Annotated in this window: 23 protein-coding genes; 15 read left to right on the forward strand and 8 right to left on the reverse strand. The window is 69.7% G+C overall.

Features of this window, described 5'->3' with window-relative positions; all coding sequences use genetic code 11:
• Nucleotides 1-261 precede the first annotated feature (261 nt).
• Genes C5E10_RS11355 through C5E10_RS11365 form a run of 3 tightly spaced genes read right to left on the reverse strand, consistent with a single transcriptional unit; the run spans nt 262 to nt 3,536 of the window.
• Nucleotides 262-1,278 (reverse strand): zinc-binding dehydrogenase, encoded by a 1,017-nt coding sequence (locus C5E10_RS11355; protein ID WP_104331737.1) that lies wholly within the window; start codon nt 1,276-1,278, stop codon nt 262-264.
• Nucleotides 1,279-1,325: 47 nt separating this feature from the next.
• A complete protein-coding gene (locus C5E10_RS11360; RefSeq protein ID WP_104331738.1) occupies nt 1,326-2,090 on the reverse strand; it encodes an SDR family oxidoreductase in 765 nt (254 codons plus the stop codon).
• Between the two features lie 54 nt (nt 2,091-2,144).
• Entirely contained in the window at nt 2,145-3,536 is a 1,392-nt protein-coding gene (locus C5E10_RS11365) for a GntP family permease (protein WP_104331739.1), read from the reverse strand.
• Nucleotides 3,537-3,734: 198 nt separating this feature from the next.
• Here C5E10_RS11365 and C5E10_RS11370 point away from each other — a divergent pair, with 198 nt between their 5' ends.
• Nucleotides 3,735-4,484, forward strand: a complete 750-nt coding sequence (locus C5E10_RS11370; RefSeq protein ID WP_104331740.1) for a FadR/GntR family transcriptional regulator — start codon at nt 3,735-3,737, stop codon at nt 4,482-4,484.
• Here the strand turns inward: C5E10_RS11370 and C5E10_RS11375 are convergent.
• Together C5E10_RS11375 and C5E10_RS11380 are read right to left on the reverse strand one after the other, a co-directional pair.
• Entirely contained in the window at nt 4,481-5,428 is a 948-nt protein-coding gene (locus C5E10_RS11375; protein WP_104331741.1) for a phosphoglycerate dehydrogenase, read from the reverse strand. The two genes, C5E10_RS11370 and C5E10_RS11375, sit on opposite strands and share 4 nt — an antisense overlap.
• Nucleotides 5,428-6,891: a gluconokinase gene (locus C5E10_RS11380; protein WP_104331742.1), complete on the reverse strand. Its 1,464-nt coding sequence runs from the start codon at nt 6,889-6,891 to the stop codon at nt 5,428-5,430. Before C5E10_RS11380 ends, C5E10_RS11375 begins: the two co-directional genes overlap by 1 nt.
• 127 nt (nt 6,892-7,018) lie before the next feature.
• Here C5E10_RS11380 and eda point away from each other — a divergent pair, with 127 nt between their 5' ends.
• Complete coding sequence (gene eda, locus C5E10_RS11385) at nt 7,019-7,690, forward strand: bifunctional 4-hydroxy-2-oxoglutarate aldolase/2-dehydro-3-deoxy-phosphogluconate aldolase (RefSeq protein ID WP_104331743.1); 672 nt, start codon at nt 7,019-7,021, stop codon at nt 7,688-7,690.
• Between the two features lie 35 nt (nt 7,691-7,725).
• On the opposite strand, the gene C5E10_RS11390 is transcribed toward eda, so the two are convergent.
• A complete protein-coding gene (locus tag C5E10_RS11390; RefSeq protein ID WP_068495464.1) occupies nt 7,726-8,355 on the reverse strand; it encodes a DNA-directed RNA polymerase subunit beta in 630 nt (209 codons plus the stop codon).
• Between the two features lie 100 nt (nt 8,356-8,455).
• Here C5E10_RS11390 and C5E10_RS11395 point away from each other — a divergent pair, with 100 nt between their 5' ends.
• The 5 genes from C5E10_RS11395 to C5E10_RS11415 all read left to right on the forward strand — a co-directional run bounded on the left by C5E10_RS11395 (nt 8,456) and on the right by C5E10_RS11415 (nt 12,204).
• Nucleotides 8,456-9,172 carry a hypothetical protein gene (locus tag C5E10_RS11395; protein WP_104331744.1) on the forward strand — a complete coding sequence of 239 codons (717 nt, stop codon included), beginning with the start codon at nt 8,456-8,458 and terminating at the stop codon, nt 9,170-9,172.
• Nucleotides 9,169-9,570, forward strand: coding sequence for a GntR family transcriptional regulator (locus C5E10_RS11400; protein ID WP_104331745.1), 402 nt, complete (start codon nt 9,169-9,171; stop codon nt 9,568-9,570). The genes C5E10_RS11395 and C5E10_RS11400 overlap by 4 nt, the downstream gene beginning before the upstream one ends.
• Before the next feature lie 50 nt (nt 9,571-9,620).
• Nucleotides 9,621-9,824 carry a CsbD family protein gene (locus tag C5E10_RS11405; RefSeq protein ID WP_104242336.1) on the forward strand — a complete coding sequence of 68 codons (204 nt, stop codon included), beginning with the start codon at nt 9,621-9,623 and terminating at the stop codon, nt 9,822-9,824.
• Between the two features lie 204 nt (nt 9,825-10,028).
• Nucleotides 10,029-11,720, forward strand: a complete 1,692-nt coding sequence (locus C5E10_RS11410; protein WP_104331887.1) for an MDR family MFS transporter — start codon at nt 10,029-10,031, stop codon at nt 11,718-11,720.
• 10 nt (nt 11,721-11,730) lie between these two features.
• Nucleotides 11,731-12,204 (forward strand): MarR family winged helix-turn-helix transcriptional regulator, encoded by a 474-nt coding sequence (locus C5E10_RS11415; RefSeq protein WP_181057920.1) that lies wholly within the window; start codon nt 11,731-11,733, stop codon nt 12,202-12,204.
• 80 nt (nt 12,205-12,284) lie between these two features.
• On the opposite strand, the gene C5E10_RS11420 is transcribed toward C5E10_RS11415, so the two are convergent.
• On the reverse strand, nt 12,285-12,731 hold the full coding sequence (locus C5E10_RS11420; protein ID WP_104331746.1) for a DUF805 domain-containing protein: 447 nt from the start codon (nt 12,729-12,731) through the stop codon (nt 12,285-12,287).
• 197 nt (nt 12,732-12,928) lie between these two features.
• Here C5E10_RS11420 and C5E10_RS11425 point away from each other — a divergent pair, with 197 nt between their 5' ends.
• From C5E10_RS11425 to C5E10_RS11460, 8 genes are all read left to right on the forward strand, one after another.
• Entirely contained in the window at nt 12,929-13,288 is a 360-nt protein-coding gene (locus C5E10_RS11425; RefSeq protein WP_104242342.1) for a hypothetical protein, read from the forward strand.
• Nucleotides 13,289-13,375: 87 nt separating this feature from the next.
• Entirely contained in the window at nt 13,376-13,684 is a 309-nt protein-coding gene (locus C5E10_RS11430) for an ATP-dependent DNA ligase (protein ID WP_104242344.1), read from the forward strand.
• A 2-nt stretch (nt 13,685-13,686) separates the two neighbouring features.
• Complete coding sequence (locus C5E10_RS11435; RefSeq protein ID WP_104242346.1) at nt 13,687-13,908, forward strand: hypothetical protein; 222 nt, start codon at nt 13,687-13,689, stop codon at nt 13,906-13,908.
• A gap of 294 nt (nt 13,909-14,202) precedes the next feature.
• Nucleotides 14,203-15,144 (forward strand): glycosyltransferase, encoded by a 942-nt coding sequence (locus tag C5E10_RS11440; protein WP_374953505.1) that lies wholly within the window; start codon nt 14,203-14,205, stop codon nt 15,142-15,144.
• Complete coding sequence (locus C5E10_RS11445) at nt 15,141-16,211, forward strand: glycosyltransferase (RefSeq protein WP_104331747.1); 1,071 nt, start codon at nt 15,141-15,143, stop codon at nt 16,209-16,211. The genes C5E10_RS11440 and C5E10_RS11445 overlap by 4 nt, the downstream gene beginning before the upstream one ends.
• Nucleotides 16,208-17,227, forward strand: a complete 1,020-nt coding sequence (locus C5E10_RS11450) for a glycosyltransferase (RefSeq protein WP_104331748.1) — start codon at nt 16,208-16,210, stop codon at nt 17,225-17,227. The genes C5E10_RS11445 and C5E10_RS11450 overlap by 4 nt, the downstream gene beginning before the upstream one ends.
• Nucleotides 17,224-18,060, forward strand: coding sequence for a glycosyltransferase family 2 protein (locus C5E10_RS11455; RefSeq protein ID WP_104331749.1), 837 nt, complete (start codon nt 17,224-17,226; stop codon nt 18,058-18,060). Before C5E10_RS11450 ends, C5E10_RS11455 begins: the two co-directional genes overlap by 4 nt.
• 42 nt (nt 18,061-18,102) lie before the next feature.
• Nucleotides 18,103-18,375 carry a GlsB/YeaQ/YmgE family stress response membrane protein gene (locus tag C5E10_RS11460; RefSeq protein ID WP_104331750.1) on the forward strand — a complete coding sequence of 91 codons (273 nt, stop codon included), beginning with the start codon at nt 18,103-18,105 and terminating at the stop codon, nt 18,373-18,375.
• A 78-nt stretch (nt 18,376-18,453) separates the two neighbouring features.
• Here the strand turns inward: C5E10_RS11460 and C5E10_RS11465 are convergent, their stop codons facing one another.
• Complete coding sequence (locus C5E10_RS11465) at nt 18,454-19,650, reverse strand: benzoate/H(+) symporter BenE family transporter (RefSeq protein WP_104331751.1); 1,197 nt, start codon at nt 19,648-19,650, stop codon at nt 18,454-18,456.
• Nucleotides 19,651-19,678 lie beyond the last annotated feature (28 nt).

Below are 19,678 nucleotides of genomic sequence, written 5' to 3' on the forward strand. Positions count from 1 at the left end.
GGCCGGGGGCCGGAGGCGGCCGGACACCGGAAGGCGGCCGAGGCGGCGAGGCCGCGAGGCGGCGAGGCCGCGAGGCCGCGAGGCCGCGAGGCCGCCGAGGCATGAGAAAAGCCAGGCCGCAGGAACGCCTCTCGGCGGAAGGCCGCTCGCAGCGGCGAATATTGGAGCCCGGGGTTACTGCGGCCCGGCGTCGTCGAGTTTACTGGGATCGACGGCCGCTGTGCACCGTGTTGGCTGACGGCGAACAGGCGGCGTGGCGGCTCAGCCCTCGGGCCAGACAGCGACGATGACCTTGCCGGACTCCTCCGAGTTCCGAGCGAGGCCGAAGGCGGCGACGGTGTCGTCGGCATGCACCTCGTGCGTGATGACGTGCTCGATCTCGGGATGCGCGTCGAGGATGACGATCGCCTCGTCGATCTCGTCCTTGAAGCGGAACGTGCCGAAGACGCGCAGCTCCTTGGAGATGAAGGGAGCGAGGTTGATGGGGCGTGGCTCGTTCGGGACCATGCCCACCTGCACCACGGTTCCCGCCGGCTTGGCCGCCGCGAACGCGCTCGACACGGAGACGGCGACGCCCGAGCATTCGAAGACCACGTCGAAGCTGTCGGCGGGCACCTGCTCGCGGCTCACGTCGATCACCTCGGCGGCTCCCATGGCGGAGGCGCGCGCGAGCGGTCCGGCGAGCACGTCGGTCGCGCTGATGTGCGCTGCGCCCTTGACGCGGGCTGCGGCGATGGTGAGGAGGCCGATGGGGCCGGCCCCCGTGACGAGCACTCGCTTGCCGGTCAGGTCTCCCGCCTTGGTGAGGGCGTGGAGAGCGACGGCGAGGGGCTCGGCGAGCACGGCGCGTCGGACCGGCAGCGTCGCTGGGAGCCTGCGGAGCATGCCGCGGTCGACGAGCAGGTACTCGCTCAGCGCGCCCTGCGTGTGCGGGGCCGTGGATGCGCTGCCCAGGTAGGCGCCGCCTGGCCAGAGGTGCGGCGAGTCCTCGAGGCCGCGGCTCGGGGTGCCGAACGTAGCGGGATGCACGGTGACGGGGGCACCGTTCTCGTACTCGTCGAGGGGATCCAGGTCGACCCTGCCGGAGAGCTCATGACCTGGGACCAGCGGCTCCCGCACCACGAACGCGCCGTTGGCGCCTTCGAAGTAGTAGTGGAGGTCGGAGCCGCAGATGCCGACGTAGTCGACGCGGATCCGGACCTGCCCTTCCCCCGGCTCCGGGGTGTCGACCTCGGCGAGGTCGAGTGCTTCCTTGCTTTCGATGAACGCTGCGCGCATGGTGTCTCCTGCGTGTCCTGGTGCGAGGTGGTCGGCGGTGACCGGGATCAGACGACCGCGGTCATGCCGCCGTCGACGAAGATGTTCTGCCCCGACACGAAGCTCGAGGCGTCGGAGCTGAGGTAGATCAGGGTGCCCGCGAGCTCCTCGAACGCGCCCCAGCGCTGCGCCGGGGTGCGGTTGATGAGCCAGCTGTTGAACTGCTCGTCCTCGACGAGGGCTCGGTTCATCTCGGTCGCGAAGTAGCCGGGCGAGATGGCGTTGACCTGCACGTTGTGCCTGGCGAGGTCGGCCGCCATGCCCTTCGTCAGCTGGGCGACGCCGCCCTTCGTGGCCGAGTACGGGGCGATCGTCTGCCTGGCGAGGAGCGACTGCACCGAGCCGATGTTGACGATCTTGCCGGAGCCGCGCTCGATCATGGCGGGGGCCAGGAACCTGGAGACGTAGAACACGCCGCTCAGGTTGGCTGCGACGAGCGCATCCCAGTCCTCCACCTTGAACTCCGCGAACGGCGCTCGCCGCTGGAGCCCGGCGTTGTTGACGAGGATGTCCGGCACCCCGTGCTCGGCGATGAGGGCCACGATTCCGGCCTCGACGGAGGCCGCGTCGGTGACATCGAAGGAGACGATGTGCGCGGGGCGTCCCGTGCGCTCCTCGAGCTCGGCGGCGGCCGTCGTGAGCGCCTCGGTGTCTCGACCGTGGAGGATGATCGTGCTGCCGGCGTCGGCGAGCGCCGTGGCGAGCGAGCGGCCGAGGCCGCGCGACGATCCGGTGATGAGGGCGAGCTTGCCCGTGAGGGTGAAGAGGTCCATGCTGTTCCTGCTCTGTGAGGTGGTGTCACGCAGACGGGGCGTTCCGGGTCAGGGTCAGAAGAGCGACGCGACCAGGTAGACGACGAGCACGAACGCGAACGCCGTGACCGATTCGATGGTCTGCTGCACCGTCCAGGTCTTGAGCGTCGTCTTCACGTCCATGCCCATGAGGCGACCGACGAGCCAGAAGCCGGAGTCGTTGACGTGGCCGGCGAAGACCGAGCCTGCTGCGGTTGCGAGCACGATAGAGGCGACCTGGAAGTCGTTGAGGTCGGCGACGACCACTGCGGGGGCGATGAGGCCCGCCGCGGTGACGAGGGCGACGGTCGCGGAGCCCTGGGCGACGCGGAGGACGACGGCGATGACGTAGGCCGCGACGATGAGCGGGAGGCCGAGGTCGCCGAGCGTGTCGGCGAGCGCGTCGCCGATGCCGGAGGCGCGCAGGACGCCGCCGAACATTCCACCGGCGCCGGTGATGAGGATGACGGAGCAGATCGGCCCGAGGGAGGAGTCGAGGATCTTCTCGAGCGCGGTGCCGTTCTCGCCGCGGCGCGTGCCGAGGACGATGCTGGCCGTGACGACCGCGATGAGGAGCGCGATGGGCGAGTTGCCGAGGAGGACCGCGGCCTGGGCCCAGATCGCGTCGCCGTCGACGACTCCGGCGCTGGCGAGGGCCGAGATGCCCGTGTTGAGGAAGATGAGGACCATCGGCAGCAGGAGCAGCAGGATGATCGTAGAGACCTTCGGCGGGTTCTTCGGCTGGTCCTCGTCGAGGTCGCCGAAGAGCGCGGGGACGGGGAGCTGGATGCGCTTGGCGACGAACTTGCCCCACAGGTAACCGGAGACGTACCAGAGCGGGAACACGATGATGAGGCCGAGCAGGAGGACGACGCCGAGGTTGGCTTCGTAGAGCTCGGTGGCGGCGACGGGGCCGGGGTGCGGCGGGAGGAACACGTGCATGACCGAGAAGGCGGCCGCTGCGGGGATGCCGAAGAGGAGGACGTTGTTGCCCGAGACCCGGCGTGCGACGGCGAAGACGATGGGCAGCATCATGATGAGGCCGGCGTCGAAGAACATCGGGAAGCCGAGGATGAGCGAGGCGATGCCGAGCGCGAAGGGGGCTCGCTTCTCGCCGAAGACGTCGACGAGCTTGTCAGCGAGGGCTTTGGCGCCTCCGGAGTGCTCGATGAGGCGGCCGAGCATCGCGCCGAAGCCGATGAGGAGCGCGACGGTCGCGAGGGTGCTGCCGAAGCCGCCGGTGAGGGTGCTCGCGACTGCTGAGACGGGGACGCCGGCGACGAGCGCCGTGAGGAGCGACACGATCACCAGGGTCAGGAACGCGTGGAGCCTGAAGCGGATGATGAGGATCAGGATGAGCGCGATGGCTCCTGCTGCGATGCCGAGCAGCGGTGCGGTCCCCAGTGTCTGGGTCCATTCTTCTTCCATGGTGATCTCCGTCGATGTCTGGAATTCGGACCGTGCGACCGTGCAGCGGTGCCGTGAGGGTGAGGCCGTTCGCGATCTGCGATGATTCGGAACGCGGGTTCTGGTGACGCTCAGTGTGGTTCGAGCCTCGCACAATGATCATACTTATTTCAAGTTGTGATCATATCTATATCGTTGCGGGAGCGAAGAGAGGTGCGCATGGCGCAGGCAGTGCACGGGTCGGTGCTCGACGACCTCGGCGTCCGCATCGCGGGAGGCGAGCTCGAGGCCGGCCAGGTCCTCACCCTCGCGGCCCTCGAGGAGCACTACGCCGTGTCCCGCACCGTCGTGCGCGAGGCCGTCCGCGTGCTGGAGTCCATGGGACTGCTCGTCTCGCGGAGACGGGTCGGCATCACCGTCCAGCCCACCCGCGAGTGGAACGCGCTCGACACGACGCTCATCCGCTGGCGACTTCGAGGGAACAGCCGCAGCCAGCAGCTCGTCGCGCTCACCGAGCTCCGATCGGCGATCGAGCCGGTCGCCGCGAAGCTCGCCGCCTCGCGGGCCTCGCAGCGCGAGCGGACTCGCCTGCTCGAGCTCGCCGCGCAGCTGCAGGCACTCGGCGCCAGCGAGCGCGGCGACTCCCCCGAGTACCTGCAGGCAGACATCGAGTTCCACGACCTGATCCTGGATGCGAGCGGCAATGCGCTGCTCGCGGCCGTCAAGGAGCCGATCGCCCAGGTGCTCGCCGGCCGCGCGAACCTGGGCCTCACGCCGGCGAGGCCGCTGCACGACGCGCTGCACAACCACGTGCTCACGGCGCAGGCGATCGCGGACGGCGACCCCCTCGCCGCCGAGAAGCACTCGAAGGGCTACCTCGACACGATCCTGGGCGAGGTGCTCATCATCCACGACGCAGCCATCGGCGAGGCCCCCGAGCTCGAATCGGAGACGCCCGACACACCCTAGACGCGATGCACGCTGGGCCGTCCGGAGAGCTCCTCGACGAGGTTCTGGATGGCCCCGCTCGCCATTCTGGCGACCGCCTCGGCCGTGTGCGCCCCGCTGTGCGGCGTCGCGACGACCCTCGGGTGGCCGAGCAGCGGTGAGTCCTGCGGCGGCTCCGTCTCGTAGGCGTCGAGGCCGACCCCGAAGAGGTGACCGGCGTCGAGCGCCTCGCGGGCAGCCGCCTCGTCGATGAGGCCACCGCGCGAGGTGTTGAGCAGGATGGCCCCTCGCTTCATGGCCGCGATGCGTGCGGCGTCGGCGACGTGGCGGGTGCTCTCGAGGAGCGGCACGTGCAGGCTGACGACGTCGGCCGCTCGGAAGAGCTCGTCGAGGCTGGCCGGCGTAGCTCCGGTCTCTGCGATGGCGGCGGCGGGAACGAAGGGGTCGTAGGCGAGCACGTGCATCCCGATGCCGCGGGCTCGTTCGGCGACGATCCGGCCGATCGCGCCGAAGCCGACGACCCCGAACGTGCGCCCGCCGAGCTCGATGCCGCTGCCTCGCGGCCAACCGCCATCTGCGACCTCAGCGTGCAGCCTGGGGATCTCTCTGGCGACGGCGAAGGCGAGGCCGATCGCGAGCTCGGCGACCGCGGACGCGTTGGCCCCGGGCGTCCTGGTGACGTGGATGCCCTTCCCCGCTGCGGCCTCCAGGTCGACGTTGTTGACGCCGACGCCGTACCTGGAGATCACCCGGAGGCGGTCGGCGCCCGCGAGCGCTGCCGCGTCGTAGGTGTCGAGGCCGGCGATGACGCCGTCGATCCCGGGAAGGGCTTCAGCAAGCTCTTCGGAGGTGAGCGGGCGCCCGAGCGTGTTGAAGATCAGCTCGTCGGCCATGTCCCGCAGCGGGGCGAGCACCTCGGCGTCCGGGGTACGACTCAGCGAGGTGGGGGTGATCAGGATGCGCATCAGGCGTTGCCTCCGGTGAGGGACTCAGCACGCGCGTCCGGTGCGGTGCTCGTGCGGTCGTAGGCGTCGAGGTACTTGGCGAAGGCGCGATCGTAGTAGTCCCGCATGGCGGGGTTCGGGATGACTCGCTGCGTCTCCGCGTTCCGGAACGCCGGCTGGTCCTCGCTGAGTCCGGCGGCGCGGAGCCCGAGGCGAACGGCGCCGACCACGGAACTGTGCTGCAGCGACGACACCTCCATCTCGACCCCGAAGGCGTCTGCCGTCATCTGGGTCCAGAACGGCGAGGAGAGGACTCCGCCGGAGAGGAGGACGCGGGTCGGCATGCCGTTGATCGCGGTGAGTTCGCGGAAGCAGTGGTAGAGCGAGAGCACAACTCCCTGAAGCACCGCCTGGTACATGTCGACGCGTCCGTGCCGGGGTTCGAGGCCGACGAACCCGCCGAGCCGCTGGTCCTGCCAGCCCGGGCACCGTTCGCCGTAGAGGAAGGGCAGGAAGGTGGGCAGCTCGTCCCGACCCTGGACGAGCTGGGGTTCGATCTCGGAGAACTGGGCGTCCGAGCCGAAGAACCTGTCCTTCGCCCAGTCGACGCAGTTCGTGCATCCGCTTGTGGCGGCGCCGCTGAGCCAGCCGAGCGGGGAGCGGTAGGCCCAGGTGCTGAGCCGCGGGGAGAGGGACGGCTCGAGGGTCGCGAACCGCATGGCGCCGCTGGTTCCCATGGAGAACGTCATGTCGCCGGGGAGCCCGGCGAGGTCGCCGACCTGGCTGAGGCCGCCATCCGGTCCGGGGACGAGGACGGGAATTCCGGGGCGGATGCCGAGGTAGGTCGCGACGTCGGCGAGCAGCGGGGCGGATTCCTCGCTGTCGTGCAGTTCGGGGAAGTCGACGCCGGCCACGCCGAGGGTCTCGAGGATCTCGAGGTCCCAGTCGGAGGTGTGGACGTTGAGCAGGCCGGTTCCCGAGGCGAGGGAGTAGCTCGTCCACGGGAGGCCGGTGAGCCTGAGGAAGTTGAAGCTCCCCTGGTCCATGACCTTGCGCCCGGCGATCTCCACGCCCTCGCGGGCCAGGTAGGCGAGCTTGAAGGCGGGGTAGCTGGCGTTGACCATGCAGCCCGTGCGCTCGTAGAACCAGGTGGTGAGCTCTGCATCGCCGCGCAGTTCGGCACAGAGCCCTTGGGCGCCCGTGAAGGGCCACTCGTAGACGGGCGTGGCCGCTTGGAGGTCCTGGGTCACGAGCCCGAGGCCGTGGTACGTGTTCGACAGCACGAGGGCGTCGATGTCGTGCCCGCGGACGGATTCGCGGGCGAGGGCGATGAGCTGGGTGAAGATGCCCTCCGCTTCGCGGACGGCGGGGTCGGGTCCGTCGACTTCGAATCGCCGAGTCCGCACCTGCACCTCCTGGGTGTCGGAGTCGAAGACCAGCGTCTTCGCTGAGGTGGTGCTGGACTCGAGGGCGAGGATCTTCATGGTTCTGCTCCACTCGTGGGCGTCGTTGCCGATCGGGGCCGTGCGCGGTGGCGACTCTCGGTAGGATCTCCAATAATATGATCATTGGGTTCCACTTGGGAACACAAGGCAGCCAACGGAGGTTCTCTTGCACGAAATCCTTGCTCGTCTCGCCGAGCACTCGATCGTTCCCGTGGTCTCCGCGAAGACCACCGCAGAGGGACTCGGCATCGCGGAGGCACTCGCCGACGGCGGGCTCCCGGTCGCGGAGGTGACCTTCCGGACGAGCGCCGCGGCCTCCACGATCGCCGCGATCGCCGCCCGCGGCGGAGTGCTCGTCGGCGCCGGAACGGTGCTCACCCCAGCCCAGGTCGACATCGCCGTGGATGCGGGAGCCTCGTTCATCGTCTCCCCCGGCCTGAGCCGTGCCGTCGTCGAGCGCTGCAGGACCCACGACATCCCGGTCCTCCCTGGCGCCACCTCCGCGACCGAGGTGCAGGCCGCCCTGGAACTGGGCATCGAGACGGTGAAGTTCTTCCCCGCAGAGACGAATGGGGGCGCCAAGGCGATCGCCGCCCTCTCCGCGCCGTTCGGCGACGTGAGCTTCGTGCCCACGGGCGGTGTGAACGCCGCGAACCTGGCTGACTACCTCGCCATCCCGGCGGTGCTCGCCGTGGGCGGCTCGTGGATGCTCCCGCCGTCGGCCGTCGACCAGCAGGACTGGTCCGAGGTGACGAGACTCACCGCTGCCGCCGTCGAGCTCGCGCGCGGACTCCGCTCGGGCAACCGGGCAGAACGTCAGGCGGGCACGCCGAGCTGAGGGTCCTAGCCCCGACGAGCTCCCCGGCCGGTCGTTCAGTCGAGCGCGTCGATGCGCCAGAGACCCGCGGAGGCGTGCAGGTCGTCGCCCATCTCCAGGTACCGGATGGCACGTCGCGTCGACTGGCGCGCTCTGGCTGGCACGACGCTCTCCTCGTCCTTCGCGAGGCTCGTGGCCCCCTGCGACATGACGCGGCAGAACGCGGCAGCTCGCTCGAGGGCGATGGCGAAGTCACCGGAGAAGGCACCGTGCAGGATGACGTCGGCGAGGGCCACAACCTCTTCCGGCCCAGTGGGGGTGGCGGCACCTGCGACGACGGAGCTGATAGAGCGGTCGACCTCGTAGCCTCGACGGAAGAGGTAGCTTGCTTCGGCCGGATTGGCGCGCACGGCCTGCCGCAGCAGGTAGAGGCGCCAGAGCGCGCCTGGCAGGGAACGCGAGGTGGCACCGGCCCAGAGCTCGGCGATCTCGTCGATGCCGTTCTCGTCGGCGTAGGCCACGAGGCGCGCGACGACCGCCTGGTCGCCCTCGCCCCGGGCTCGCTGCAGGAGCGCCCGCGCCGTGTCGTGCGCGACGCGGCTCACCGCTGCTGGGTCGTCGGCGCCGACGAGCGCCTCGAATGCCTGCGATGGCACGCGGACGGGCCTGTGGTGTCGTTGCGTCATGCTGCCCCTCTCGCCGACTGCGCCTGGCTGGCCCGTGCGGGCCGCATCCAGTCTGCGCGTTCGGAGCCACGATTGCGAACCTGCCTCGTAGGCTGGGGGCATGGCTACTGCGCACGAGGACGATTCGCTGGTCGAGGACACGGCGGCGATGTCGTCGTACCCGGCCTACCGCCCGAAGCAGATCGCCTTCGGCGTGCTGGCGGTGCTGCTGGTCGTGACGATGTTCTTCCCGTGGTGGAACTCCGAGATCCCCCTCAACCGCATCGCGCCGACCCTGAACGGCTGGCAGCTCCTGGTCGCCGGCACGGGACTGAGCCAGATGGATGAGGCGCTCGGCTACAACTGGTTCGGCACCTTCCTGTTCGGCCTCGTGCCGACGCTGCCACTGCTCGGGCTCGTCGTCGTCCTGGTCCTCCGCATCTCCGGCGTCGCGGTGATCTCCGCGAAGATCCTCCAGCTCTATGCGGCCTTCGCGACGCTCGGGATCCTGTTCCTGTTCGCCTTCGCAGCCCTTCGCGTGGATGCCGCGAACGGCCAGTACCCGATCGCCTACGGAGCGTGGCTGGCGCTCCTGCCGAGCGTCGCCGCACTGGTGCTCGCGACGCTGTGGTGGCGGCGCGAGAAGCTCCACTACCCGACGCGCAAGTGGCTCGGCTTCGGCCCCCAGCGCGAGAAGAAGCACGACTTGGCGGCGAACGCCGCGAGCGCCGCGATGTTCGACGACCTCGTCGACCCTGACGATGACGAGGAGATCTCGCTCGGCTCAGACACCGCCGTCGACGAGAACACGAGTCCAGGCAAGCGGCCGCGCTCGTGAGCGCCGCGGACTTCTTCGCTTCGCTATCCGTCGGGGGCGACGCTGCGAGCTCCCCCGGACGGCAGCTGCGGGAGGCCATCATCGACGCCGTCGAGCGAGGCGAGCTGCTCCCCGGAGAACGCCTGCCGCCGGTGCGCGCACTGGCGGAGAGCCTCGGCGTCGCGCCAGGAACGGTGGCGAAGTGCTACACAGCTCTCGAGGAGCAGGGCGTCGTCGTCGGCCGCGGCCGCGCTGGCACGTTCGTGACCGCGGACGGCAGGAACGGGGATGTGCGGCTGACGGCGGCCGCGAGGGCGTTCGCCGTCGAGGCGCGTGAGCTGGGCGTGAGCGACGATGAGGCGGTCGCCGCGGTCTTCGAGGCCCTGTCGATCACCGCGGATCGGCACGCGCAACCCTGAACCCCGCTCCGCCACAGGCGGCGTCCAAGTTCGCCTGAGAGCATCCCCCCATGGGAATCGACGATCGTATTCAGAACAAGTCAGAAGACCTCGGCGGACGCGCGAAGGAGGCCGCTGGCGCGGTCACCGGAGACGAGTCGCTGAAGGCTGAGGGCCGCTCCGACCAGACGAAGGCGGGCTTCAAGGAGAAGATCGAGGACGTCAAGGACGCCGCCAAGGAGGGCCTCGACAACCTCAAGCGCAAGATCGACTAGCAGTACCTCTCGAGACGCCACGTTCCGGCGTCTCGAGCATGCAGCAAAGGGCCCCGTTCGCGGGGCCCTTTCTGGTAGTTGACGACGGTCAACCATCTGAGTATGGTTGACCGTTGTCAACTACCAGGAGGCCCCGCGTCGATGTCGTCCAGCAAGAACCCCAGATCCAGCTCCAAGCCAGCCGCTGAGCTCACCGAGTCCGGAATGAGCCACCGCCAGGTGCTGCAGGCCCTCTCCGGCCTCATGCTCGGCATGTTCGTGTCGATGCTCGCGTCGACCGTCGTGAGCACCTCGCTGCCGCTCATCATCAGCGACCTCAAGGGCGACCAGAGCGCATTCACCTGGGTCGTCACGGCAACCCTGCTCGCGACCACCGTCTCCACCCCGATCTGGGGCAAGCTCGCCGACCTCACGAACCGCAAGCTCCTCCTGCAGATCGCCCTCGTCATCTTCGTCGTGAGCTCGGCGATCGCCGGCTTCGCGCAGGACCCCGCGATGCTCATCACCATGCGCGTCTTCCAGGGCCTCGGTGCCGGCGGACTCGGCGCGCTCAGCCAGATCGTCATGGCGGACATCCTCAGCCCCCGAGAGCGCGGCCGCTACGCCGGCTTCTTCGGCGCAGTCATGGCGCTGGCCACCGTCGGCGGCCCCCTCCTCGGCGGCGTCATCACCGACGCCTTCGGGTGGCGCTGGAACTTCTTCGTCGGCCTCCCCTTCGCGGTGATCGCGCTCATCCTGCTGCAGGTCACCCTGCACCTGCCGAAGCCTAAGAAGCGCAAGGTCAGCATCGACTACTACGGCATCGTGCTCATCTCGAGCGGTGTGTCCCTGCTCCTCATCTGGGTAACCCTCGCGGGCACGCAGTTCGAGTGGAACTCCCTGCCCTCGTACCTCATGGTCGGCGGCGGCGTCCTCCTCCTGGTCATCGCCATCCTCGTCGAGCTCCGCGTCAAGGAGCCGCTCATCCCGCTCACGCTCTTCCGCGACCGCACGTTCACGCTCGCCGTCATCGCGAGCGTCTCCGTCGGCGTCGCCATGTTCGGCACGAGCGTCTTCCTGAGCCAGTACATGCAGCTCGCTCGCGGTGCGACACCGACCGAGTCCGGCATCCTCACGATCCCGATGATGGCGGGTCTCCTCGTCGCGTCCACCATCGTGGGCAACCTCATCAGCCGCCGCGGCAAGTGGAAGGCGTTCGTCGTCACGGGCAGCGCGCTCATGGTCGTCGGGCTCTTCCTGCTGAGTCGCCTCCACTACGACACGCCATACCTGTACGTGGGCGTCTCGATGTTCGCGCTCGGCGCCGGCGTCGGCATGGTCATGCAGAACCTGGTCCTCGTCGTCCAGAACAAGGCAGAGGTCAAGAACATGGGCGTCGCGACGAGCGCCGTCACCTTCTTCCGCAGCCTGGGCGGCACGATCGGCGTGTCCGTCATGGGCTCGATCCTGGGAACCGTCGTGGCAGACACGATCTCCACGAGCGTCCGCGCTCTGCCGCCGGAGCAGCAGGCCGCGGCCGCACAGTCGCTCGCGGGTGGCAGCATCCCGCAGCTCGCGACGCTGCCCGACTGGCTGCGGGTCCTCGTCGAGGACGCCTACGGCACGTCGGTCGGCGCGATCTTCCTGGCAGCTCTGCCGCTCGCGATCGTCACGCTCATCGCCGTCTCCTTCCTGCCGAACGCCCAGCTCGGCACGCAGAACGCCGTGCAGCGAGCCAAGGGCGAGGAGACCTCCCCGTCCGGCAGCGAGGCGGACGCGTCGACTCAGCCCCGCGAGAAGGTCGCGGAGTCGACCTCCGAGGACCTCGTCGAGGTCGCAGAGGCGATGGTCGGCATCCCGCGCACCGGCGCCATCCCGATCCTCGGGGACTCGGGACGGCAGGCAGACCGCACCTAGGATGGCCATCATGCCTGAGTCACCCGACGACGCCGACTTCGCCGAGGCGATCGCCTCGGTGGAGTCGGAGCTCGGCACGTTCTACCGGCGCGTTCGCACCACGTGGAGCGAGTCCGCGGTCGCCGTGCATCCTTCGCTGCAGCCCATCGGCTACAAGATCCTCTCGGCGCTCGTGCAGCACGAGACCGCGCACGTCGGCACCCTCGGCGAGCAGCTCGCGATCGACAAGAGCGTCATGAGCCGCCAGGTTCGGATGCTCGAGGAGTTCGAGCTGCTCACCGTCGGGGCGGACCCGAACGACGGTCGCGCGCGCATCCTCACCCCAACCGCCTTCGCGGTCGAGCGGGTCACCGAGGTGCGGGCCCGCAACCGGCACCGGCTGCACGCCGTGCTGCGCGACTGGACGCCGGACGAGCTGCGCGTGTTCTCCGGGCTCCTCGGCCGGTTCGGCGCCGTGGCCGAGGCCGTGAACCCCGAACGCTGATCTGACGCCTCCCGCCTCGAACGACGAAACCGCCGCCCTCGAACGAGGGCGGCGGTTTCGTGTCTCTGCGGAGCGGGAGGCTACTGGGTGTCGAACCGTGCGCCCTCTGGACGCGAGTCGCCGATCAGGAACACGAGCATGATGATCGGACCGGCCAGCGGCACGAGCAGGATCAGCCACCACCAGCCGGAGCGGTTCGTGTCGTGCAGGCGGCGAAAGAGCAGGGCGAGGCCAGGGACGAGGATCGCGAGGCCCCAGATCGACTGGATGACCGTGACAACGGGGTTGCCGAGGGTCGCCGCCGAGAATCCTTCTGTGGTGTCGACCGAGGTCGTGCCGGTGAGCGAGCCGATGAGGAAGAACACGGCGTTGACGATGACGCCGAAGAGCCACCACCACCAGTACTCGCTGCGGCTCGCGCGGCCGGAGAAGACGGCGTACTTCTTGAAGAAGCGCTTCACCGCCTGCCCGAAGCTGGCTCCGTAGAGCGGTGGGTAGAGCGGGGCGTCGAGCTGAGGGGTAGACATCACGGACTCCAATCAGGCACTGCCGATACATAGGAACTTCACTGAGCGTAGCGGCGGAGCGATGAACGCCAGGTTTCGATTTGGCAAAGCCCGGAATCAGCTTCATACAACGAATCAGAATGCAATACTCCGAGCACACCCAAGTGGGGCTGGGAGACTCAGAAAATTACGCACGCCCGCGACCGTCTGGGGGAACGATGGATCAGCTTCACTACGCAGGTGGTGTCTACTTCACGAGCACGAAGATCGCGCGAGAGCTCGTGGGATATGCGGCGGCACTCGCCGAGGTGCACCAGGCCGGGATCGTCGAGATCCCCGTGCGGCACGCGGACGGCACCTCGAACATGCTCTCCGTGCTCGTCGGTCCGTCGAGCCAGATCGCCACCGAGACGGTCGACACCGAGGTCCCGGAGTTCGACGACAGCCAGGCCCTCGCCACCTTCACGAAGTTGCGCGCCGAGCTCGAGAACAAGAGCTACGCGCCAGAGGGGCTCGTCGAGGAAGGCTCCTCGAACGACCCGCGCGTGCCCCATCCGGATTGGCTCGACGAACTCTGATCGGGCGCCCTGGCCACAGGTCGGCGCTCTGCGAGTGATAATGGACGGCGCACACCATGTGCCAGTGACAAGAAAGCAGGATCCAGCGTGGGGAAGTTCATCTACAACTCCGAGGTCACCGTCGACTTCGAGGACCGCCTGCTGGCACACCTCCAGCTCGCGATCGGCACGAAGCTGCGCCGCGGAGAGTCGTTCTTCTTCAGCTGGAAGGACAACAACGCCGGCGGGGACGGTCGAAGCACCGTATGGATGCACCCGGCCGTGCCCATCCGCTTCAAGTTCCTCGGCAGCAGGCAGGTGCACATCAACCGCTCGTGGGTCGAGGCGCTCGTGCAGGGCGCCAACTCGCAGGCGGGCCTCGCCGTCATCGCCGAACCCGCAGAGAGGACCTCATGAACATGAGCACGTCAACCAGGATCGAGCTGCTCTACCAGGGTGAGACGTTCTCGAAGCTCGTCGCCGACGTCGACGCCTTCCGCGAGGACATCCTCGCCCGAGTGGCCGCCGGCGAGTGGTTCTGGGTGCGCGGCGACCGCGGCGAGGGACGCCTCGAGCCCGCGAATCTGCTGGTCGGACCCGGGGTCGGCATCGTGGTCGTGGAGCCGTACCCGGGCGACTGACCCGTCAGCGGCACGAAGCCGCCGACGCATGCACGGAGGCCGAGGACTGTCAAGAGTCGCACGCTCCTCCACTTGTCCTGGTTATGTGGATAAGTGGCATCCCTCAGCACTTCAGAACTCCTCGGCGACACGAGCCGAGCCATCCGGGTTGCGAGCGTCCCCTCGGGACACGTCTACGTCAGGCACCTCGCTCCCGTCTCCTCCGCGCCCTCCTCACATCGGGTGGTCCGCCTTGCAGACCCGCACCCTGATGGGTCCGGCCGAGCCGCCACGGATCGCTGGTGGCCACCGGTCATGCTCGACTCGAACTGGATCGACGAGCACGCCGCGGAGTTCGACGTGTTCCACGTGCACTTCGGCTTCGACGCCCTCTCCCCCGCCTCCCTCCGGTCGATCGTGGAGGCCCTGCTCAGGCACGGCAAGCCGCTCGTCTACACGGTGCACGACCTCACGAACCCGCACCACGACACCCCGGACGCGCACACCGCCCACCTGGACATCCTGATCCCGGCCGCGGATGGGCTCATCACGCTCACGGCAGGCGCCGCCGATGAGATCGAGCGCCGCTGGGGGCGCCGCCCGATCGTCGTACCGCACCCGCACATCGTGGGGCCGGACGAAGCGAAGGCCGCCATCGACGGGCGCGCCGCATCCGCCGGACGGTTCCGCGTCGGCGTGCACGCGAAGAGCCTGCGCGCGAGCCTGGATCCGCTGCCCGTCATCGAGGCGCTCGTCGACCTCAGCGCTCGGGAGGAGACCCTCGACGTGCTCGTCAACGGGCACCGCGAGCTCCTCGACCCCACCGGCGCGAAGTTCGAGCCGGAGCTCTCGGCCCGGCTCCGCGAGCTCGCCGACGCTGGGCGCATCCAGCTGCGCATCCACGACTACCTGAGCGACACGGAGCTGTGGCACTACCTGGCGTCGCTCGACGCCTCCGTGCTCCCCTACCGATTCGGCACGCATTCCGGCTGGATGGAGGCGTGCCGAGACCTCGGCACGGCCGTCATCGCGCCCGATGTGGGCTACTTCGCCGACCAGGGGCCCGTCTTCGAGTACCACCGAGACCCCACCGGGGCCCTCGACGTCGGCTCGCTGCAGGCCGCGGTGCTCGCAGCAGCCCGTGCGCAGACCCGACGCCCCGACCCCGAAGCGCGTGCCGTCGAACGCAACCGGATCGCGGCCGCGCACCACGACGTCTACACGTCCGTTCTGAGCCTGGAGCGTGTGGCGAGTTGAGAATCTGTGTCATCGGCCCCTCCCGCTTCCCCATCATCGAGCCCTTCGCCGGCGGGCTCGAGTCGCACACCCACGCCCTCATCCTGGCGCTCAAGCGTCGCGGCCACGAGGTGACGCTCTTCGCGGCCCCGGGCTCAGACCCCGCCCTGGGTGTCGAGCACCTGTCCGTCGAGAGCTTCACGATGAGCGAGACGGCACGCCAGGACGTGGGCGCGATGCCCGTGGAGTGGATGCACGAGCACCACGCCTACCTGGCCCTCATGCTCGACCTCACGCAGACCGCGAGGGCGCGCTTCGACGCGGTGCTCAACGTCAGCATCCACCACCTTCCCGTCGCCATGTCTGGCCTCCTCGGGGTGCCCTTCTTCACGACGCTGCACACACCGCCCATCGGGTGGATCGAGTCGGCCGTCCGCATCAGCGGGTCCACGGGAACCTTCATCGCCGTCAGCTCGCACATGCGGGACGCCTGGGCCGACAGCGTCGAGAGCACCGTTATCCTCAACGGCGTCGACACCGACCGTCTCCTGCCTGGGCCGGGCGGCGGCGCCGCGTTCTGGTCCGGTCGCATCGTGCCGGAGAAGGGACTGGATCTGGCGATCGCGGCCGCCGAGCTCGCGCAGGTCGACCTCGACATCGCCGGGCCGATCTTCGACCCCGAGTACTTCGAGCGCAGCATCCGCCCCCGACTCGGTGGGCGCATCCGGTACCTCGGGCACCTCGAGCAGGCCACCCTCTTCGAGCATCTCGGGCGGGCGAGCGTGACACTCGTGACGCCGAGGTGGGACGAGCCGTACGGCCTCGTCGCGGCCGAATCGCTCGCCGCCGGCACGCCGGTCGCCGCGTTCGATCGGGGCGCGCTTCCGCAGATCATCGACGAGCGCAGCGGCAGGCTCGCGGCCCGCGACGACGTGCCGGCGCTCGCCGCCGCGCTGCTCGAGGCAGCGAGGCTGCCCCGCGAGGGTGCGCGGGAGCGCGCGGTCGCCTTCTGCTCCCTCGAGCGGATGGTCGACGAGTACGAGGCGCTGCTCGGCGGCGCACAGACTGAGAGGCAGGAAGCGGCATGAGCGACACAGGCTCGTCCGAGACGGGAAGCATCGGCTACTACGTGCACCACCGAGGCGGCGGGCACGCGCGACGTGCGCTCGCCATCGCACGCGAGTGCACGACCCCGGTGACGGGGCTCTCGACGCTGCCGAAACCCGAGGCCTGGCTCGGCCCCTGGATCCGGCTCGAGCGCGACGACCTCGCTGTCTCGCCGCTCGAGCCCACAGCGAACGGTGCCCTGCACTGGGCCCCCGTCGACGACGAGGGCATGCGGCGGCGCATGGCCCGTATCTCGGCCTGGATCGCCGACGCCGCACCCACGCTCTTCGTCTCCGACGTGTCGGTGGAAGTGGCGGCGCTCGCCCGCCTGCACGGCGTGCCCGTGGTCTCGGTCGCACTGCCAGGAGTTCGCACCGACGCGCCGCACACCCTCGGGTTCGGGCTGTCGGATGCCGTCCTCGCCGCCTGGCCGGCGAGCGCGGAGGGCATGCTGCCCGGCGCATCCGCTCGCGTGCTGGCTCGCCTGCACGCGGTCGGCGCGATCTCCGCAGCCGAACGCTCGACGGGCCGCGGGCCCGGCCCCATCACGCGAGTCCTCGTGCTCGCGGGAAGCGGCGGCGGCGGTATGAGCTCCGCGCAGATCCGCGAGGCCAAGCGGCAGACGCCCGGCGTCGAATGGGACGAGATCGGCACGACGCCCGGGAACCGGGTCGCCGACCCCGGCCCGCGTATCCGCGAAGTCTCGCTTGTCCTCACGCACGCGGGGCAGGGAGCGATCGCCGACGTCGCGGCCGCCCAGGTTCCCGCCGTCGTCGTCCCGCAGGATCGACCGCACGACGAGCAGGCGGCCGCAGCCAGGGTCCTCGCCGCCACCCCCGGCCTGCCCGTCATCGTCACGAACAGCTTCGAGCGGGACGACTGGGCCGCGCTGCTCGACGAGGCAGCACGTCTCGACGGACGCAACTGGGCGAGCTGGAACGACGGGGCCGGCGCGCTGCGCGCCGCGGCCCTGCTCGACCGGATGGCGAGCAGATGAGAACCGCGGTGATCACGATCGCGCACGGCAGGCACTCGCACCTCAGGGCGCTGCGGGCCGGCCTGCTCCGCCAGTCCCACCCCGCGGACGACACGATCGTGGTGGCCATGGACGATCCCGAGCTGGGACGGCTCGCCGCCGCCGATCGCCTCAGCGGCATCGTCATGGATGTCGAGGCGGACACGAGCGCCCTGCCGCTCGCCGCCGCCCGCAACGAGGGCGCCCGGGTTGCCCTCGCACGCGGCGCCGAGCTGCTGATCTTCCTCGACGTCGACTGCATCCCTGGCCGTGGGCTCGTCGCCTCGTATCGTGCTGCTGCGGCGGATGCGCGCTGGTCTGGGGCGCTGCTGAGCGGGCCGGTCACCTACCTCGAGCAGCCGGGACCTGCCGGCTACGACGGCGAGCGCATCGAGCTGCTGGATGCCCCGCACCCGGCCCGCCCCGCCCCGTCTCCAGGAGCGGTGGTCGGTGGCGAGGACAGGAACCTGTTCTGGTCGCTGTCGTTCGCGACGACCGCAGCGACCTGGCGGCGGATCGGCGGGTTCTTCGAGGGGTACGACGGGTACGGCGGGGAGGACACCGACTTCGCGCGACTCGCGGAAGACGCCGGGGTTGGGCTCGCCTGGGTGGGTGGCGCCCGCGCCTACCACCAGTGGCATCCGACCTCCTCGCCTCCCGTGCAGCACGTCGCCGACATCGCGCGCAACGCGAACGTGTTCCGCGAGCGTTGGGGCGAGTGGCCCATGGTCGGCTGGCTGCAGGCGTTCCGCGAGCGCGGCCTCATCGTGGGTGGCGTCGGCGATGAGGTCTGCGCTGTGGCCGCGGGCTCTTAGGCTGGAAGCCTCGTCCTCTCCCCCGAAACCTCTGGAGCACGCGTGAGCTACTTCGCCTTCCTCGCCATCGGCCTTCTCCTGGGGGTGCTGGCCAAGCGCTTCCTGCCCACCCGCAGGCGCGACGACTGGATCGCGCCGCTCTTCGTCGGCGCGCTCGGCGCGCTCTTCGGGGGCTGGCTCAGCAGCGTCCTGTTCTGGAGCAGCACAAGCGACCCGTTCTCGCTGCCGAACTGGACCTCGGCGATCGTGGGCGCCGTCGTCTGCCTCGCCGTCTACCTCGTGATCGTTCGGATCACGGCGCCCCGCAACGATTGAGCGCGGACTGCGCCTCGGGCCGCGCATCCACCGAGAGCTGAGTTGTGGTCGTCATTCGTCGCCCGAGACGACCACAACTCAGCTCTCGGTGGATGGGCGGCGCGGTCGGACGACGAAGCGCACGACGAGGCCCGCGAGCAGTGCCCAGAAGGCGGCGCTGACACCACCGATCGCGATGCCGGATGCGGCGGTCGCGAAGGTCACGACGGCAGGCACGAGCTCGCCCGTCTCGGCGAGCGCCGCCTTGAGCGAGCCGGCGAGCGTGCCGATGAGCGCGAGCCCCGCCACTGCCGCGATGACGCCGGCCGGGGCGAGCAGCACCAGCGTTCCGAATGCTGCCGATGCCACGCCGAGGACGATGACGACGACCCCGTTGGTGACGCTCGCCACCCAGCGGCGTGAACGGTCCTCTCCCGCCTCCGGCCCCGCGGCGAGGGCCGCGCTGATGGCGGCGAGGTTGATGGCGTGGCCCCCGGCGGGGGCGCCGACGACGGTGCCGATGCCGGTCGCGATGAGCGACCGCCGCCACGGCACCTCGAAGCCGAGGCCCTTCATGACGGCCACCCCCGGCACGTTCTGGGACGCCATGGTGACGAGGTAGAGGGGCAGCGCGATGCCGATCATGCCGGCGATCGAGAACTCCGGAGCGGTGAACTCCAGGCGCGGGGCGAGGTCGCCGGCCTGGATCGAGGCGCCGGTGGCGACGATGTGCACGCCGATGACGATCGCCGCGACGAGGAACGCGATCGGCGCGGCCCACCGAGGCAGGAAGCGCAGCGCGAGCAGCCAGGCGATGACGACGGGCGCGACGGCGAGCGGGTTCTCCGCCATGCCGGTGATCGGGCCGAGGCAGAGCTGGAAGAGCACGCCCGCGAGCATCGCCTGGGCGACGGAGACGGGAATGCGGGCGACGAGCGCTCCGAGCTGCGGGATGAGCCCCGTGACGACGATGAGGAGTCCCGTGATGAGGAACGCGCCGACCGCGACCGGCCAGCCGCCATCGATGGTTCCCGTCGCCGCGAGCAGGGCCGCGCCCGGCGTCGACCAGGCGACGGTGATGGGCAGGCGAGTCCACCCCGCCAGCAGGATGCACCCGAGGCCCATGGTGACGCTCACGGCGAGGAGGCCGCTCGATGCCTGATCTGCACTCGCGCCCACGGCGGTCAGGCCCGTCAGCACGACGATGAACGAGCTCGTGAACGCCACGAGCGCCGAGACCACGCCCGCCGAGATGGGGCGGAGGATGCCCTCGCGCGGCTCGAGAGTGCTGCTCATCGTCGGGGTCCTCGTCTCGTCCGCTCGC

This window comes from Pseudoclavibacter sp. RFBG4, assembly GCF_002931515.1.
In the GTDB taxonomy this organism is placed as follows: domain Bacteria; phylum Actinomycetota; class Actinomycetes; order Actinomycetales; family Microbacteriaceae; genus Pseudoclavibacter.